Here is a 17,033-nt window from a genome sequence, read left to right as displayed (position 1 = left end):
GATATGTTAGAAGTTAGAGAGCTAAAGAAAAGCTATGGAAAAAAAGAGGTAGTGAAAAATGTTTCGTTTACTATTGAAAGAGGTGAGGCATTCGGATTGTTAGGTCCTAATGGAGCAGGAAAGTCAACGACGATTTCAATGATATGTGGTCTTATTCCTTATGACGAGGGTGATGTAATTGTTGGTAATGAATCAGTGAAAACTTCACCGATAAGCATTAAGAAAAAAATAGGAGTGGTCTCACAGGAAATTGCTCTTTACCCAACAATGTCAGCAAAAGATAATCTTCTATTCTGGGGTAAAATGTACGGCCTTTCAGGTTCTCAGGCAAAAAAACGAGTGGAAGAAGTATTAGAGATTGTTGGATTAGAAGATCGTGGGAAAGATCGAATTGAGACCTTTTCTGGAGGAATGAAGCGAAGAATTAATATTGGGGCGGCTTTAATGCATGAACCTGAATTACTTATTATGGATGAACCAACAGTTGGAATTGATCCACAGTCAAGAAATCATATCCTTGAAACAGTGAAAGCTTTGAATGAAAAAGGGATGACGATTATTTACACAAGTCATTATATGGAAGAAGTAGAGTTCCTTTGTAATCGGGTAGGAATTATTGATCATGGAGAGGTAATGGCTATTGGAACAAAAGCAGAGCTATGTAACAGGTTAGCTGGAAGTAGCTTTGTTCAAATCAATGTTGAAAAAATGACAGACGAGGCGATGGAAGCAATAAACAAAGTGCATAGTGTGAGTCAAGTTTTATATAAAGAAGATTCCGGGCTTCTTGAGGTTTTCTCGCATAATCCTCAAGAAGCATTGGGATCTATTATCACAGCAGCTGTTAATCAAGGATTAAAGATTGAAGCTGTCAAAATCGAAGAAGCGAATCTTGAAACATTATTCCTGCAGTTAACAGGAAGATCTTTACGAGACTAGGAGAAGTGATAAGATGTTCACAATTGCTTGGAAAGATATGAAAATCAGATTAAAAGACCGAAAATCTTTTATCACTCTATTATTAATGCCGATCGTCTTAACTATGATTTTAGGTTCAGCTCTTAGCGGTGTATTCGGTGAAGATAGAACACTGCCTGAAACATCGGCAGGTATTGTTGTGTCATCTACTGATGAGGTTACAGATCAATTTATTCAAGAGGTTCTTCAAGGGAAAGAATTACGAGATAGTATAACAGTGAGTGAGTTTAAAACAGAAGAGGGTTTAAGGGAGGCTTTGGACAACCAGAAAATAGATGCTGGGTTGATTCTTCCTGTTAACTGGGGAGAAGGATTGATGATGGGAGAAGAAAAGACGGTAACAATTTTAAAAGATCCAGCAAAAGAAATTCAAGCTACTATTCTTAGCTCCATAACCGAATCTTTTGTGGATCGAATCACAACAGTATCAGTCGCTGCGGGTACAGTAGCAGAAATGCTATCGGCTGTTGTCCCGGTTTCTAATCAGGATGTGAACTCAGCAGATTTGATAACGAGTCTTGTAGATGATCTTTCGGTAATTGCAGGGTCTAAGGTGAATGCTGTTGTCAGTGAAAAGGACGGTAAGGAACCAATTTCGGGAATGCAATATTATGCTGCTGCAATGGGAGCTATGTTTATTTTATTTAATACAACTATTGGTGCAAAAACGATTATCCAAGAGAGGAAAACAGACACATTAGCTCGATTAATGTGCACTCCAATTAGACATTCATCTATTATGATCGGAAAATTCCTTGGAACTTTTTCTTTTTCCCTCCTACAATTTATTGTGTTTGTCATAACAACTCATTATCTATTTGGAGTAGCATGGGGAAACAACATCCTGCAGCTTCTTGTAGTTGGAATAGCATATTCAGTAGCTGTAGCAGGGATATCAATGATTATAGCCGGATTAATAACAGAAGAAAAAACTGCCGATACGATGGGAGGAATTGGGGTGCAGATTCTAGCACTCCTAGGAGGTTCAATGATTCCACTTGCCTCTTTTCCAAACATGATGCAACAAATGGCTAATATTGCACCTAATAAATGGGCTTTTAATAGTTTCTTAGAAATAATGAATGGTGCATCATGGTCTTCACTTGTTATGTCCATTACGATTTTAATGGCAATTGGGCTAACAACCTTGTTTATAGGATCAATGAAACTAAAGTATAGGTAAGGAGAGAAAATAATGAGGAGAATTGGAGCAATTGCAGCCTTTGAAATTAAAAGAATGTTTCAAAAACCACAATCATTTTTGCTAATGTTTGGAATGCCCTTGCTATTTACCTTTATCTTTGGCGGGTTATTTTCTGAAGGAGAAAAAAATAACCCGATTATTTCTGTGGTAGATCAGGATAACACCACGTTATCAAAAACATTAATAGATGAAGTAAAAAGTAAGGGTTTGGTAGATATTAGTATTGATGATAGCCAAACAGCCGATCAAAAATTTGATGACCAAAAAATTGCAGGATATATTCAATTAAATTCAGGGTTTGAAAAAGAACTGCTAGATAAAAAGACCCCGGAAGTTGTATTTGTTTCAGCAGCATCTTTTGACGGAGCTGCTATGATTGAACAATTGATTAACGATAGCATTGTGAAAATTCAAATTGGAGCGACAGCCTCAAATTTTTATCAGAAAATGACTGGGGAGGAGCCGAAAGCGGTTCAAGATAAAATAGTAGAAGAGATTACTGGAGCTCCTGCCTCCATTGAAACTGTCGCTGTAACTAAAGACAATGAAGTTGCAACAATGTCCAATTTAACTGCTCGCTCAGCTGGTTTTACGATAATGTTTGTAATGATTAGCATGCTAATAAGTACAGGTGTACTTTTAGAGGCAAGACAGACTGGTGTTTGGTACAGAATCATGTCTACCCCGACATCTAAAAGAGAATTACTAGGTGGATATCTGCTTTCATTCTTTTTGATTGGATGGATTCAATTTGGGATATTAATGCTCATAACAAAAGTAATATTTCATGTTAATTGGGGGAATTTGTTAGCAAATATTGTGCTCGTCTCCTGTTTATTACTTTGCACAATCGGTCTAGGACTCTTTATTGCAGGATTTGTTAAGTCCTCTGAACAACAATCGGTGTTCGGCAACTTGATCGTCATTTCTACCTGTATGCTTGGGGGCGTTTATTGGCCTCTTGAAATCATGCCTGACTTTATGCAGCAAGCAGCTAGATTTGTTCCACAATACTGGGGACTTGAAGGGTTCACCGAAATTGCCGCAAGAGGTGGGACGATCTTAGACATAATCTATCCAATCTTTGTTCTCCTTATATTTACAGTTGTTTTTCTTACTATAGGAATGAAGAGGATTCGATTTGAATAGAAAAAGGCAATGATGATAAGTCATCCTTCCTCAACAAAGCGCATTTCATTTTGGAAATGTGCTTTTTCATTAGGGTAAAATACTAATAATTTAGAAAAAAATGAATATAAATAGAAATCTAAGATCTCCATGATATGAAGAATATGTCTATTCACATAAAGGCTATGAGAAGCGTACAATAGTATGGGGAAATTGGTTTTCTAATAAGGAAAAAACTGTCCACGATCCTTGAAAAATGTGAATGAAGATTTATATTTTTCTTTATTTTATTCCTTATGGACATATTTCTCACTTTCTACCTTCTTTCAAAAAGTTTATAATTATCATATAATAGTAGATAAATAGTTAATTTATTCATCTATAAATTATATTAATACATCAAGGCTATGCATAAAATGGAGACAAAGAAGTGTGTGAGACTAAGTCGCGCCTTGGTTTGGTGGGACGTGTAAGCAGAAGGATTACTAGTTCTTCTGCGAATACTAGGGTATAAGGAAGGTAAATATGAGCGATAGAGACATGAAAACAGACGTTATCTTAATTGGTGCCGGTATCATGAGTGCGACTTTAGGAACACTACTGAAACAATTGGTGCCTGACTGGAATATAACAGTTTTTGAAAAGCTTTCAAATGCAGGGGAAGAAAGCTCCAATGAATGGAATAATGCAGGAACGGGGCATGCTGCACTTTGTGAGCTTAACTACACATCCGAAAAACCTGACGGATCTGTAGATATTAGTAAAGCGATTAAAATTAATGAACAATTTCAAATTTCCATGCAGTTTTGGTCTTTTCTTGTACAAAACAAACTGATTCAAAATCCACATGACTTTATCATGCCACTGCCTCATATGAGTTTAGTGCATGGAGAGGAAAATGTAACTTTTTTGAAAAAACGATTTGAAGCGCTCTCAAAAAATCCACTTTTCCAAGGAATGGAATTCTCTGATAATCCAGAAAAATTAATGGAGTGGATTCCGTTAATCATGCAAGAACGTACATCTCATGAACCGATAGCAGCAACAAAAATTGACACGGGAACAGATGTTAACTTTGGTGCATTAACACGTATGCTGTTTGATCACTTGGAGACAAAAAATGTTAATTTACACTATAATCGTAGTGTGAGTGACATTAAACGTACTAGTGATGGCTTATGGGAATTAAAGGTGCAAAATCTTGGTAGTGGTGAAGTTGAACGACATAAAGCGAAATTCGTCTTTATTGGAGGTGGAGGAGGAAGCCTGCATTTACTACAAAAGTCAGGTATTCCTGAAGGTAAGCATATTGGTGGCTTCCCAGTAAGCGGACTATTCATGGTGTGTAATAATCCGGAAGTGGTTGCGAAGCACCATGCAAAAGTTTACGGTAAGGCTAAGGTTGGAGCTCCTCCGATGTCTGTTCCACATCTTGATACACGATTTATTGATAACAAAAAATCATTATTGTTCGGACCATTTGCTGGCTTTACACCAAAGTTTTTAAAAAATGGATCGATGTTTGATTTAATCACTTCTGTAAAGCCGGATAATTTGTTAACAATGCTAGCGGCAGGTGCAAAAAACATGTCGTTAACAAAATACTTGATACAGCAAGTTATGTTATCAAAAGAAGCACGTATGGAAGAGTTACGTGAGTTTATACCAAATGCTAAAAGTGAGGATTGGGATTTAGTTGTAGCAGGTCAACGTGTGCAAGTCATTAAGGACACTGAAGCTGGTGGAAAAGGAACACTTCAGTTTGGTACAGAGGTTGTTAGTGCAGCTGATGGTTCTGTTGCAGCATTGCTCGGTGCTTCACCAGGTGCTTCAACTGCAGTTCACGTTATGCTTGAAGTCATCACAAAATGCTTCCCTCATTATTTAGATGAGTGGGAACCAAAAATTAAAGAAATGATTCCTTCTTATGGTGTGTCATTAATGGAAAATCCGCAACTTTTAAACGAAATCCATACTAACACATCACAAACTTTGGGGTTAAGCGAAAAAAAGCCGTATTTAGTTAATTCTTTGCTAGAAAAAACAAGGGATAAGTGTTTTTTCAAGGGTTAACTAATTAAATACCATTCTATATAAATATGCAGAACCTTTAATCCTTTTAGATTGAAGGTTCTTTTTGTGAAAAAATAAAAAGGGAGGGATCTAGTTGAGATGTGGATCAAAATGCTTTCTTGTTGAAATAGAGATGAATGGAGAAAAGCAGATTCAATCAGTAACAGCAAGAACACCTGTAGAGGCTAGAAAAACAATACGATTAGAATATGGAGCAGAAGCTCATATTTTAAAAGTAAAAGAAGAAAAAAGAATTAGGAAGTTGTAGGATGTTTAAATCTTGGGGGATAAAAGTATGAAGTGAAAGGGATGGGAAATTATACCTTTTGTACCTTTTATTATCTTGAATGAAGGTGTACGTTATAGAATGTATTTTAATTTAGAAAGGGAGTTATTTTTTGAAGTCAATATTTACAGTGTTAGCACTATTTGTCCTCTTGGTTGGGTGTAACAATCAAAACAATTCTGATCAGAATGAAGCACCGACTAAAGAAAATGAAGAAACTAAAACTGATAGTAATGAGGAAACTCAATCCAATGAGGAGGATAACTCGGAAAAACAAGAAAACGATATAACAGAAGAAAATAATACTGAAGAAACAGATACTACTATAGGTAAGGATTCGCAGCAAGCAGCCGAGGATGAATCAGAAGGCGAAAATATAAGTGAAGAATCAGATGTGAGTGAAGGAAATAAACAAAAATATTTAGAAAAACTCAATAGCATAGAAAAGGCAGCAGTAGAAATTAGGAAGAACAATGATGGTACAACATTTGGAATGAGGAAATCACAAGAAGAAATCTTGGGAAAATGGGATCAAGCTTTAAATGAAATCTATCAGGTTCTAGAAAAACAGTTACCAGCAGACGAGATGGAAATACTCCGACAAGAACAAAGAAAATGGATCACACTTAGAGATGAAACAGCGAAAGAAGATGCAAGTCAATTTGAAGGAGGAACGATGGAGCCACTAGAATATACAGCTTCTCTAGCAAATACTACTAAAGAAAGATGTTATGAATTGGTAGAGAACTATATGAAATAGACTTCTGCTAAACAATAATGTTAGATCAATCTGATTTTTTATCAGGTTGATTTTTTTGTGAAAGAAGAGTTTAATAAATAGTTTGACAATTCGAATACATTTGTATACATTTAACACATAGACATAAGTATACAAAAGTATACAAAGGAGTGATTGATTGTTGAAGGAGTATGATGGTCATAAGAAAGGTGAAAACCATAGAGGTGGTGGCCATAAAGGAAGGAGGCATCACTCTGGCGCTCAAACCTTTCGTAGAGGTCGGGCCCTTGAGTTTTTAGACAGATTACATGTAAAGCGTACTACATTAAAACAACAACTAGAAGCACCCGAATTTCTGGAAATAAGGCAGGTTGTTCTTGGAGAATTAAAAGCAATCGAGTTAACAATTGAAGAATATACTAGACATTTTGAACTTAATGAAAATGCAAAATTAACACAACACAACACTTATATTAATGAAGAAAATAAAATTTAACAGGTAGATACAAGGAGGAACATATTCTATGAATACATTAGAAACAATTTATTCTCGCCGCAATATTAAAAGTTTTAAATCTGATCCTATTGAGATGGAACAGCTTAGCAAATGGCTGCAAGCAGGAACTATGGCTCCTAATCACAAAATGACGGAACCGTGGGAAGTGTATGTGGTTGGTCCTGAAACAAGAGAAAAATTAAATCATAAAACAGACTTCTTTCATGCTCCAGTTGTGCTTGCAATCCTATCAAAACATGGAAAAACAGAAGTGGAAACAGTTGAAAATGCCCTTGCTACAGCCTGCTTTGTTCAAAACTTTAATTTAGCTGCATGGGAAGAAGGAGTAGGAACATTTTGGTGTTCTATGGGTAATGCTCAGAAAAACCGTGATATTCTTGGAATTTCGGATGAATATGATGTAATTGGAGTGTTTGGCGTAGGATATCCTGAGGAAATCAATCAACCAAAAGAACGAACATCAATTGAAGAAAAAATAAAACATCTACCATAATTTGATTTATAGATATAGTGTTTGACTAATTTGAACATAGGAGGAAACGTATGAAGATAGAAGAGTATATCCACTCTCTATTTACGAAGGATGATAGGATCTTAGATGATGTTTTAGAAAGTATCCATGCAAACAGTATGCGAAATATTTCTGTTCCACCTGAAATTGGAAAGCTTCTTACATTGTTAGTGAAAATCTCCGGAGCAAAAGCGATATTGGAGATTGGGGCATTAGGTGGATATAGTGGAATCTGTCTTGTTCGTGGTCTTGGTGAAAAGGGGCAATTAACTTCTCTAGAATTAATGGATGAATATGCGGAATTAGCACATAAAAACCTGAAAAAAGCTGGCTTTGGTGATCGTGTTACATACTATACAGGTGAAGCTTTAAAAAGTTTAGAGCAGCTTGAAGCGGAACAAAAGAAGTTTGACTTCATTTTTATCGATGCCGATAAGCCTAATTATCCGAACTATTTAGATTGGGCATTGCGATTAGCTAATCCGGGTGCACTAATAGTTGCTGATAATGTTCTACAAAGAGGAAGAGTTTGTGAGGAACCGATTGACGACCCGCGTATAGAATTTATTCGCGCATTTAACGAGAGAGTAGCAAATGATCCTAATTTGGAATCAATCATTCTCCCAATTGGTGATGGACTATCAATTGCTCGGGTAAAACAATAATATAAGAGCTTGAAAAGGATACCTGTCGGTTATTACCGGTGGTATCTTTTTTTGTTGTGGGGATCTGGTCTTGGATTTTGACAAAAAAGGATTATCCCTCTAATGGAAGGAGAGGTACAATCTGGCACTCAATTTGCAAATCCGATGGCTGTACATGAAGATGCTTACCGTAACTATGTGAATGAAGCGGAATTAAGTAGAGAAATTAAAAAGCTAAAAAATGAAAAAGAGTCAGTATAACTAATTTCTTGATTTCCTTAATTGAGTAACTGATCGTTTAAATAAACGGAGTGTTTCCGGTTAGTCGAAGAATGGAACTTGGTTTTGGGGATATAAGCGGAGTGTTTCCGGTTAAGCAAAGTAAAATGGTCCATTTTCTTCCTTTTGATTAAATAGTCGGAATTTTTCCGTCTATTTAGTCTATTTTTCGTTCTTTTTCCTCATTAAGAGGAATTTCTCCGCTTATTATAGTACCTTATTTTCTGGTGAATCGAATGCTTTGATATAAAATGCTTGGAGTCCAGAAGCATTTTTCTTTGCTGATTTACTTGCTACATTGCCTATTAATCCTAGTTCGAATAATTATATGAATACACCAATGTTTATTCGTATTTTTACTTAAAAACTGATTCTGTTAGTATACTACACTGCTTTTTTAATTTGAACGCACATCATGAAAGTATGGATCTATAGTAAAGAACAGTTTTCTTCACATAATAAGAGAAATGAAAAGTGAAGAAGGGTTTAAAACATGAGTGTCACTTTAGCGTTACTTGCAGCCTTTTTTGCTGCCCTTACAGGAATATTAGCGAAAATTGGAATGGAAAATGTAAATTCAAATTTAGCAACAGCCATTCGTACGATTGTTGTATTAATCATGGCTTTTCTTATTGTCTTGATAACAGATCAGCTAGATTCCATCACAGAAATTTCTATGAAAGCACTAATTTTTATTTTATTATCAGGTTTTGCAACCGGTGTGTCATGGTTGTTTTTCTTTAGGGCACTCTCAATGGGTGATGCTTCGAAGGTGATACCAATTGATAAATCAAGTGTTGTATTAACAATCATTTTATCTGTCCTCATTTTAGGGGAGAAAGCTGTCCCAAATATTATGGTGGGAGGAGCATTAATCGCGATTGGAACATTTGTGCTGATTGGTAAGAATGAAGAAAAGAAAGGTTTTACAGGATCACACACTTATATTCTGTATGCGATTTTAGGAGCTGTCTTTGCTGCATTAACCGCAATTCTAGCAAAAATCGGAATTGAAGATGTTGATTCAAATGTTGCTACCTTTTTAAGGACAATCGTTATTATGGTGTTCTCATGGATAATTGTATTCTTTCAAGGGACTCAGAAAAACATGAAAACAATCTCTACTAAGGGCTATCTATTTTTAGTTCTATCAGGTATGGCGACAGGCTTTTCATGGCTTTGTTATTTTGGTGCCCTAGCGATTGGAAAGGTTTCAGTAGTTGCTCCAATTGATAAATCAAGTGTTGTGATCACGATGATTCTAAGTTTTGTGATATTAAAGGAGAAAGTAACCAAGCAGAAGGTGATAGGAGGGATTGTAATCACAATTGGGACAGTGTTTTTGATTTTGTAAATGAAGTAGAAGTGTTTTTCAGAGAATGAGACATAGAAAAGGGGGGATCTCTCCCCCTCAACCTTGGTAATCGTTTAAATATTCATGTGTATTTCCGGGAACGAAAACAGTTTTATTTTGCAGCCATAGTAACTGTGTTTTTTAAAGAGCTGAATGCACTTGATGTGATAAATGCTTAATTGCCTTATTCAAAGCTAGAATTTCCTCTACCGACATACCAGATGTATTTAATAATGATTGAGGGACACAAGCAGCCTTTTCTTTAATAGAAGTTCCCTTTTCTGTGATGGTAACAAGAACAACACGCTCATCTGCTTTGTCCCGTTTTCTTTCAATAAGTTCAGCTGTTTCCATACGTTTTAGCATTGGTGTAAGTGTTCCTGAATCAAGTTCCAGCAGCTCACCTAGCTCTTTTACTGAACTTTGTTGTTTTTCCCACAATACAAGAAGAACAAGGTATTGTGGATAAGTTAAATTCATTTCATCCAAAAATGGCCGGTAAAGACGAAGAATCGCCCGTGAGCAAGCATATAGAGAAAAGCATAGCTGATTTTCTAATTTTAATTCTTCATTATTTTCCAATGATGTACACCTCAAATATATTTAATCTTTCATCATTCAATTGTATCAAATCTATAAATTAACTCAACAATTAAATTGCGAAAAACTTAATTGTTGACAACTAAAAATACAGGTTATATGATAATGGCATAAATATTTTACAAAATTTAATTTTGAGCAATTAATTATAGGGGGAATTTTAAATGTCAAACACATTATTTACATCAACGGTATCAGCAGTAGGAGGACGTGAAGGTCGAGTTGAATCACCAGATGGTGTCATTAAGTTAGATGTGGCAATGCCCGGAACGCCTAGAGCGAAAAAATTACCTGAAGCAACAAATCCTGAACAGCTATTTGCGGCTGGTTATGCAGCTTGCTTTGATGGAGCTCTACAATTTATTGCAAAAAAAGAGCGCCAAACGTTTGAATCAGAAGTAACTGCAAATGTTAGCTTATTAAAAGATGAAGAAGATCAAGGGTTTAAATTAGGGGTTACTTTACAAGTAAAAGGAACAGGAATTGATAGAGAAACTTTAGAGGATTTAGTTGAGAAAGCACATGCATTTTGTCCTTACTCAAAAGCAACAAGAGGAAATATTGATGTGACGCTGGAGATTGTTTAATTACACGTCAGGGTTCTATTAGAAACGCTGTTGATATCTTCAACAGCGTTTTTTAGTAAAATGTTCTTATAATGTTGAATCAAACCCACTATTTAATAGTACTATGGAATCATTCCAAACACTTTCTTTCGTGGACTTTAAAATAACAGCAATCAATTGTTTTCCGTTTTGTTCCGCAGAGGACACTAGACAATAGCCGGCCTCACTTGTATAACCTGTTTTTATTCCATTTGCACCTTTATAATAAAAGGGGCTTGAAGGATCAATAAGCTTATTCGTGCTTTCGTAAGTTAAGGTTGGGTCTGAGAACTTCTTCTGACTAACGAGATTCTCGAATTGGCCATTGTTCATGGCAGCTCTTGCAATAATAGCTAAGTCATGTGCAGTTGAATAATGATTCGGGTGATGGAGACCATGTGGATTCATAAAATTTGTTTCCATTGCTCCTAGTTCTTTCGCTTTTTCATTCATTAACATCGTGAAATAATCAATGGCTGATTGTTCTGAGACAAACGAAGAAACTGAATGTTGTTGGGCGATGTTAATGGCAATTGTTCGAGCTGCATCATTACCAGAAGGAAGCATTAAGCCCGCCAACAATTCTCGTAATGTAAGTGTCTGTCCTGCTCTCAACCAAGCTGTACTTTCACCTTCTTCTCTTAAATTCACTTCGCTTCCTACTGTCATTCGTTCATCTAAATTTCCGTACTCAATTGCAAGCAAAGCAGTCATGATTTTCGTTGTACTTGCAGGGTATAGTTTTTTACGATCATTTTTGGCAAAAAGCACTTCTGAATTAGCATTGTCAATTAAGATGGCGGCATCAGCACGAATGGAGCTGTCTAATATAATTGAATTTCCTAAGTAAGTTTGTTCTTTTTCAACAAAATCGTTGGCATGATTTCCTTGATTCAAGATGAAGAAGAAAATACATAAAGATAGTATGATAACATATAATTTTTGAATCATAATCCTCACTCCTAGTAAAATAAAGGTAGTTTTACACTATCAATACTTTCTAAAGTGGAGTGAAAGGAAACCTAAAGAAAACCTTAAGATTTATAAAAAAGCCATGTCCGATGTAGACACAGCTTATTTTGGTAATTCAACTACAAATATTGTTTCTTTATCATTACTTGAAACAGAGATTTTTCCATGGTGAAGCTCAAGAATTCCTTTTGCAATGGCTAAGCCTAATCCGGTTCCTCCTGTTGTCTCAGATCGTGATTGCTCTACACGATACAATCGGTTAAATAAAAGGGGAATAGCTGCTGTGGGGATTTTCTCTCCAACATTCTTTACTTTAATAACAATTGAAGAGTCTAATTCTTCTATCAGCAAATGGATTGTTTGTCCATTCTTTCCGTATTTTATAGCATTTGATATGAGGTTTTCGAAAACTCTCATTAACTTTTCGGGATCAGCGTTTACGGTTATTCTTTCGGATGTGCTATTTAGAAATATCTCCATTTCATTTTTCCGAAGTTCTGGATAAAACTGAGCTGACAGTTGCTGAAGAAGCTCAATAATATTGAAATTTTGGATATTCAATTCTAGATCCTGATTATGGATTTTTGTATATTCAAACAAATCATTAACCATTTTGTTCAGGCGTTGTGATTTTTCAAACGCAATCGTTGTATAATAACGAAGCTCAACTTCATCCTTATATTTATCTTCTTCTATTAATCCCAAATAACCTATTATTGATGTTAGGGGGGTTCGTAAATCATGAGACACATTTGTGACAAGTTCGTTTTTTGATGTAATAGCTCTTCTTTCCTCCTGTATTAGAGAAGCTAATTTATCCTTCATCATGTTTATATTTCTTGCTAATAATCCAAGCCCGTTACGGCCTTTAACCGGAAGTGGAATCTCAGGAAAATGACCCTCAGAAAGCTGTTGAACGGATTGGTTGATATTCTGAAAGTATGACGAAAATTGAGCCAAAAATAACAATTGCAAAAGAATGAAAGAACAGAACATGGTAACTAAAAATAAGGGAAGTTTACCAATGTCGACATAAAGGGTAACAATAAAATGATTGACCTCTGATGGAAGTGGCACCCTTAGGTATAGAATTCGAACTAAATAGAGTAAAAGAGAAGTTATGATTGATGAGCCTATTAGGCTGTATAGTATATACTGTACAAGTGTCCCAAAAATTGATAATTGTCTATGCATCAATTTTATATCCTACTCCCCAGACAGTTTTTATTAATTTATATCCTAACTCCCGTTCTAGTTTTTCTCTTAAATTACTCATATGTACCATTACTGTATTATTGGAAGAATAATAGTTTTCCTTCCAAACAAGTTGATAAATTTCTTCACCACTATAAACTCTACCTAAATTTGATACCATGATTAAAAGGATATCAAACTCTTTTGATGTTAGCTGAATAGGCTTATTTCTTACTTTGACGGTATGAAAAGTTTTATTTATCTCTAATGCATCAACTTTAATCATGTTGTTTCTTTCGTTATCACTTTGGTAGAAATAGGCTCTACGTAGTAGTGTTTTAACTCGTGCTATTAATTCCAAGGGATTAAACGGCTTTGCGACATAATCATCGGCTCCACTCATTAACCCTGTTATTTTATCCATATCTTCCGTTTTAGCACTAATCATTAATATTGGAACATGGTAGGTTTCCCTAATTGCCCGACAAACCTCCATACCATCTACCTCAGGCATCATAACGTCTAAAACAATTAGATCGATCTCCTCCTGGTGAAAGATAGTTAAGGCTTCTTTGCCATTGTAAGCTTTTATTACCTTATATCCTTCATTTTGCAGATAAAAGGATAGTAACTGAACGATTTCTCTGTCATCATCCACAACTAAAATTTGCCTCAAGTAATACTCCTCCTAGTTTTAGACTGTTTCTATTCCTTACAATATATGACATAAAGTTAATTAGCAATATATTGATAGGGAATATATAGTTTTTTGTTTACTAGTTCGATGAGATGACTCTAGAAAAAGTAATATTAATCTTAGAGAATAAATAACCTATCATTGATTCATATATTCTTGTAGAATTTCCGAAAAATATGTCGAAAAATTGGTGATTAATGAGTATAATTTACCTATGACTATACTCATGAATATAGAAGAGGATGGAGAATGAATTGATGAGAAATGAAGGGGAATTTTTAAAAGACCAGGATCTTACTTACTATGAAAAAGATATGGTTAGACGTAATGCGATAGTATTTAAGGCTATTTCATTTGTGACAGCTCTTACTCTTTTGCTATTTTTACAATGGGAGCAGAAATGACAACACCTCAAATATTAATGGTTATCATGCAATTAACTGTTTGGGGGCTTTTTGCTGTTTTGCATATGAAAAGGAAATTAGTTATGTATCTTAGTTACTTGGCTGTATTTGGTTCTGCAGTATCAACTAGCATCACACTCTTATTACAACCATCAGCATTAAATGTATTTTCAATTTATTATCTTATTATATTGGCTCTTATTTATATGAATAAGAAACTCTCAATACTAACACAAATTTACGGCTTAATTATGTTGTTATATATGCTCTTTGCTCAAAGTAAATCTATTTCTATTGCTGAAGAAGATAAGATTACATACATAATTTATTATTTATTAATTACGATTTTAATTTTATCTTTATTACAGGTTACACAGCATATAATGAAGCAAGTAGAAGAGTCAAGAAAGAGTACAGAATCTCTATTAGCTCAACAACAGGAACAAAAAGACTCTATTCTACAGTTGGTTAACGATGTAACCAAAAACTTGGAGGTTGTTTCTAGTTTAAGTGAAACTAATAATCACTCATTTTATGAAATGAATAGTACTTTTCAAGATATTGCTTCAGGTGCAAATACACAAAACGAGTCAACCTTGGAAATTAACAACTCTGTAACATCAATGAGAGAAGTAGCAAAAGGAATGCTTGATTCAATAACTAAATTAAAAGACGAAACAGAAGGGGCTAATAATTTATCAGAACAAGGTCAAGAACAAATCGAACATCTTACTAAAATTATTTCTGATTTTAAAGGCGAGATTGATACGATGTCGGAAGAAATTACTCAATTAATAACGAATTTAAAGGAAACGAATAAGTTCAGCGATACAATTAAGGAAATTGCGAACCAAACCAATCTACTTTCACTAAATGCAAGTATTGAGGCGGCAAGAGCTGGAGAACATGGTCGTGGCTTTTCTATAGTGGCAAATGAAATACGAAACCTTTCTGATCTGACAACTAAATCAGCAGATCAAATCTCGAAACAGTTGGAAGAGTTCACTAAGCAGTCGGATCAAACTCGTCATCGAATGATTCAAATAGCGGAACAAATGGATAAAAGCTACGCAGTTACTGCAAATACAAAGAATTCGTTTAAGGCAATAAATGAAGCCATTGTTAAGTTGTTACACTTAGCGGATGATAGTAATAGACTCACTATGAAAATGGATCAAACTGTAGAAGTTATAAATAATTCAACTGAAGATTTGGCAGCAGTGAGTGAACAATCCAGTGCATCTCTTGAAGAGTTAATGGCAACTTTAGAAAATATATTAGAGGGAAATACAGCAAGTGTCGATAGTATTAAAGCAGTAGAGAAGTCACTTAAGAGTATTCAGTAGAAACATAGTTCTACAATAAAAAGCAACTTTGCCTGAAAAGCAAGTTGCTTTTTGAATGGAAATAAATTAAATATTACTATAGCTTAGTAGATAAACTAAAGAAAAGTAGAAATAGAATGTAATATTCTATTTTCGACAATCTTTCTAATATTTTACAAGAAAAGAATAACTATTTATCTATTATTTGCTATAATATGACTTGATAATGATCAAATGGAAAAAGGAGTTATATTGTTATGCTAAAAGACACACGTCTTTATTCCCTAGTTTTCGCTTTCATTTTGGTGTTAAGTGCGTTGGTTCCAAGTTTTTCTGCAAAAGCAGCAGATTCTACAACAATTATGGGTCCTTCTCAGTTAACGTCAAAGCAAATGGGAGATTATGTTTTATTAAACGAATCAGCCCAAAGCTTACAAGTGTATCAATCTATCAACTTGCAGAATTATATCTTGAAATTGGTAGAAAAGAAGGAGTACGTGGTGATATTGCCTTTGCTCAAGCCATTCACGAAACAGGTTTTTTCCGCTTCGGTGGTGATGTGATTCCAGAGCAAAATAACTATGCAGGAATCGGAACAACTGGTGGAGGTGTAAAAGGTGCGTTTTTTGCTACACCTGAGGAAGGAGTTCGCGCTCACATTCAGCACTTAAAAGCTTATGCAAGTAAAGAACCGCTGAATACAGTGCTTATTGATCCTCGCTTTAACCTTGTAACACGAGGAATTGCGCCTTTATGGACAGATTTAAATGGAAGATGGGCGGTGCCTGGAAAAGGATATGGAGAAAAAATACTTCAAATCCATCTTAATATGTCAAAAATGACTCTCACCATTCCACATGTGAGTTTACCGACTAATCATAAACAGCCTGTAGCCAGAATCACAATTAAAGCTGATGTTCCAATGCTAGCTCCAGATGGATCAGTTTTCAAAACTCTTAAAAAAGGTGAAAAAGTAAGAGTTTATGGAGTTATTGGAAACAGCTATGATGTTGGCGGAGGATATCGTGTAGATGCTAATAGCAGCAAGATGAGTATATACATAGGTAGAATATTAATTAAAAATTCAACTACTGTTATGTACAAGCCTGATGGAACTGTTCACCGTGTTTTTAAAAAAGGTGAATCATTGATGGTGTATGATTATGATTCAAGTGTCTATCAAGTTGGTGGTGGCTATTATGTAAAAATGTCAGATAAGCCAGTCTATCATTTAGGAAGACTAGAGCTTTCAAAAGAAGCTGCTATGTTTAGCCCTGATGGAACTCCTTATAGCAATCTTAAAGCAGGTGGAAACTATCCTGTTTATGGAATTAACGGAGACCGACTTGATGTTGGTGGCGGTTATACTGTTCAATTTAATAAAAAACAACAGAATTATTATAACTAAAATCGGTAATCAGGCAGCACTTATTGTGTTGTCTGATTTTTTATTCCAAGTGTCCTTAATGCAATGATCGATTCGGTAAATGCTATACTATCTCTATGATAGACTAACGATACAT

General features: G+C 35.1%; 19 protein-coding genes. 15 read left to right on the top strand and 4 right to left on the bottom strand.

Annotated elements, in window-relative coordinates:
- The first annotated feature begins 3 nt into the window (after positions 1–3).
- The 11 genes from MVE64_RS09640 to MVE64_RS09590 all read left to right on the top strand — a co-directional run bounded on the left by MVE64_RS09640 (position 4) and on the right by MVE64_RS09590 (position 9,713).
- A complete protein-coding gene (locus tag MVE64_RS09640; protein WP_247345978.1) occupies positions 4–939 on the top strand; it encodes an ABC transporter ATP-binding protein in 936 nt (311 codons plus the stop codon).
- A gap of 13 nt (positions 940–952) precedes the next feature.
- Complete coding sequence (locus MVE64_RS09635) at positions 953–2,161, top strand: ABC transporter permease (RefSeq protein WP_247345975.1); 1,209 nt, start codon at positions 953–955, stop codon at positions 2,159–2,161.
- A 12-nt stretch (positions 2,162–2,173) separates the two neighbouring features.
- Positions 2,174–3,331 (top strand): ABC transporter permease, encoded by a 1,158-nt coding sequence (locus tag MVE64_RS09630; protein WP_247345973.1) that lies wholly within the window; start codon positions 2,174–2,176, stop codon positions 3,329–3,331.
- A 504-nt stretch (positions 3,332–3,835) separates the two neighbouring features.
- Positions 3,836–5,383 (top strand): malate:quinone oxidoreductase, encoded by a 1,548-nt coding sequence (locus tag MVE64_RS09625; protein WP_247345970.1) that lies wholly within the window; start codon positions 3,836–3,838, stop codon positions 5,381–5,383.
- 94 nt (positions 5,384–5,477) lie between these two features.
- A complete protein-coding gene (locus MVE64_RS09620; protein ID WP_247345967.1) occupies positions 5,478–5,651 on the top strand; it encodes a hypothetical protein in 174 nt (57 codons plus the stop codon).
- Between the two features lie 130 nt (positions 5,652–5,781).
- On the top strand, positions 5,782–6,429 hold the full coding sequence (locus MVE64_RS09615) for a lysozyme inhibitor LprI family protein (RefSeq protein WP_247345965.1): 648 nt from the start codon (positions 5,782–5,784) through the stop codon (positions 6,427–6,429).
- Positions 6,430–6,589: 160 nt separating this feature from the next.
- The gene (locus tag MVE64_RS09610) at positions 6,590–6,904 is read left to right on the top strand and encodes a hypothetical protein (protein ID WP_247345962.1); all 315 of its coding nucleotides are present in this window, start codon (positions 6,590–6,592) and stop codon (positions 6,902–6,904) included.
- 28 nt (positions 6,905–6,932) lie between these two features.
- Positions 6,933–7,418, top strand: a complete 486-nt coding sequence (locus tag MVE64_RS09605) for a nitroreductase family protein (RefSeq protein ID WP_247345959.1) — start codon at positions 6,933–6,935, stop codon at positions 7,416–7,418.
- Positions 7,419–7,468: 50 nt separating this feature from the next.
- Positions 7,469–8,101 carry an O-methyltransferase gene (locus tag MVE64_RS09600; RefSeq protein WP_247345956.1) on the top strand — a complete coding sequence of 211 codons (633 nt, stop codon included), beginning with the start codon at positions 7,469–7,471 and terminating at the stop codon, positions 8,099–8,101.
- A gap of 102 nt (positions 8,102–8,203) precedes the next feature.
- Positions 8,204–8,341 carry a hypothetical protein gene (locus MVE64_RS09595; RefSeq protein ID WP_247345954.1) on the top strand — a complete coding sequence of 46 codons (138 nt, stop codon included), beginning with the start codon at positions 8,204–8,206 and terminating at the stop codon, positions 8,339–8,341.
- A gap of 511 nt (positions 8,342–8,852) precedes the next feature.
- Complete coding sequence (locus MVE64_RS09590; RefSeq protein WP_247345951.1) at positions 8,853–9,713, top strand: EamA family transporter; 861 nt, start codon at positions 8,853–8,855, stop codon at positions 9,711–9,713.
- A 141-nt stretch (positions 9,714–9,854) separates the two neighbouring features.
- On the opposite strand, the gene MVE64_RS09585 is transcribed toward MVE64_RS09590, so the two are convergent.
- Positions 9,855–10,295, bottom strand: a complete 441-nt coding sequence (locus tag MVE64_RS09585) for a MarR family winged helix-turn-helix transcriptional regulator (protein WP_247345948.1) — start codon at positions 10,293–10,295, stop codon at positions 9,855–9,857.
- A gap of 182 nt (positions 10,296–10,477) precedes the next feature.
- Here MVE64_RS09585 and MVE64_RS09580 point away from each other — a divergent pair, with 182 nt between their 5' ends.
- Positions 10,478–10,900: an organic hydroperoxide resistance protein gene (locus MVE64_RS09580; protein WP_247345946.1), complete on the top strand. Its 423-nt coding sequence runs from the start codon at positions 10,478–10,480 to the stop codon at positions 10,898–10,900.
- Between the two features lie 66 nt (positions 10,901–10,966).
- Here the strand turns inward: MVE64_RS09580 and MVE64_RS09575 are convergent, their stop codons facing one another.
- From MVE64_RS09575 to MVE64_RS09565, 3 genes are all read right to left on the bottom strand, one after another.
- The gene (locus MVE64_RS09575) at positions 10,967–11,869 is read right to left on the bottom strand and encodes a D-alanyl-D-alanine carboxypeptidase family protein (RefSeq protein ID WP_247345943.1); all 903 of its coding nucleotides are present in this window, start codon (positions 11,867–11,869) and stop codon (positions 10,967–10,969) included.
- A 123-nt stretch (positions 11,870–11,992) separates the two neighbouring features.
- Complete coding sequence (locus MVE64_RS09570) at positions 11,993–13,084, bottom strand: sensor histidine kinase (protein WP_247347014.1); 1,092 nt, start codon at positions 13,082–13,084, stop codon at positions 11,993–11,995.
- Positions 13,077–13,760: a response regulator transcription factor gene (locus MVE64_RS09565; RefSeq protein ID WP_247345940.1), complete on the bottom strand. Its 684-nt coding sequence runs from the start codon at positions 13,758–13,760 to the stop codon at positions 13,077–13,079. Before MVE64_RS09565 ends, MVE64_RS09570 begins: the two co-directional genes overlap by 8 nt.
- A 278-nt stretch (positions 13,761–14,038) precedes the next feature.
- Between MVE64_RS09565 and MVE64_RS09560 the strand changes: the two genes are divergently transcribed.
- From MVE64_RS09560 to MVE64_RS09550, 3 genes are all read left to right on the top strand, one after another.
- Positions 14,039–14,185, top strand: a complete 147-nt coding sequence (locus MVE64_RS09560) for a hypothetical protein (protein ID WP_247345937.1) — start codon at positions 14,039–14,041, stop codon at positions 14,183–14,185.
- Positions 14,182–15,531, top strand: coding sequence for a methyl-accepting chemotaxis protein (locus MVE64_RS09555; protein WP_247345934.1), 1,350 nt, complete (start codon positions 14,182–14,184; stop codon positions 15,529–15,531). Before MVE64_RS09560 ends, MVE64_RS09555 begins: the two co-directional genes overlap by 4 nt.
- Positions 15,532–15,736: 205 nt before the next feature.
- Positions 15,737–16,918 (top strand): glucosaminidase domain-containing protein, encoded by a 1,182-nt coding sequence (locus MVE64_RS09550; RefSeq protein ID WP_247345931.1) that lies wholly within the window; start codon positions 15,737–15,739, stop codon positions 16,916–16,918.
- Positions 16,919–17,033 lie beyond the last annotated feature (115 nt).

Source organism: Metabacillus endolithicus, from assembly GCF_023078335.1.
GTDB classification, from domain to species: domain Bacteria; phylum Bacillota; class Bacilli; order Bacillales; family Bacillaceae; genus Metabacillus; species Metabacillus endolithicus.
The sequence above is the reverse complement of the archived record's forward strand: the minus strand, read 5'-3'. Positions and strand labels throughout refer to the sequence as shown.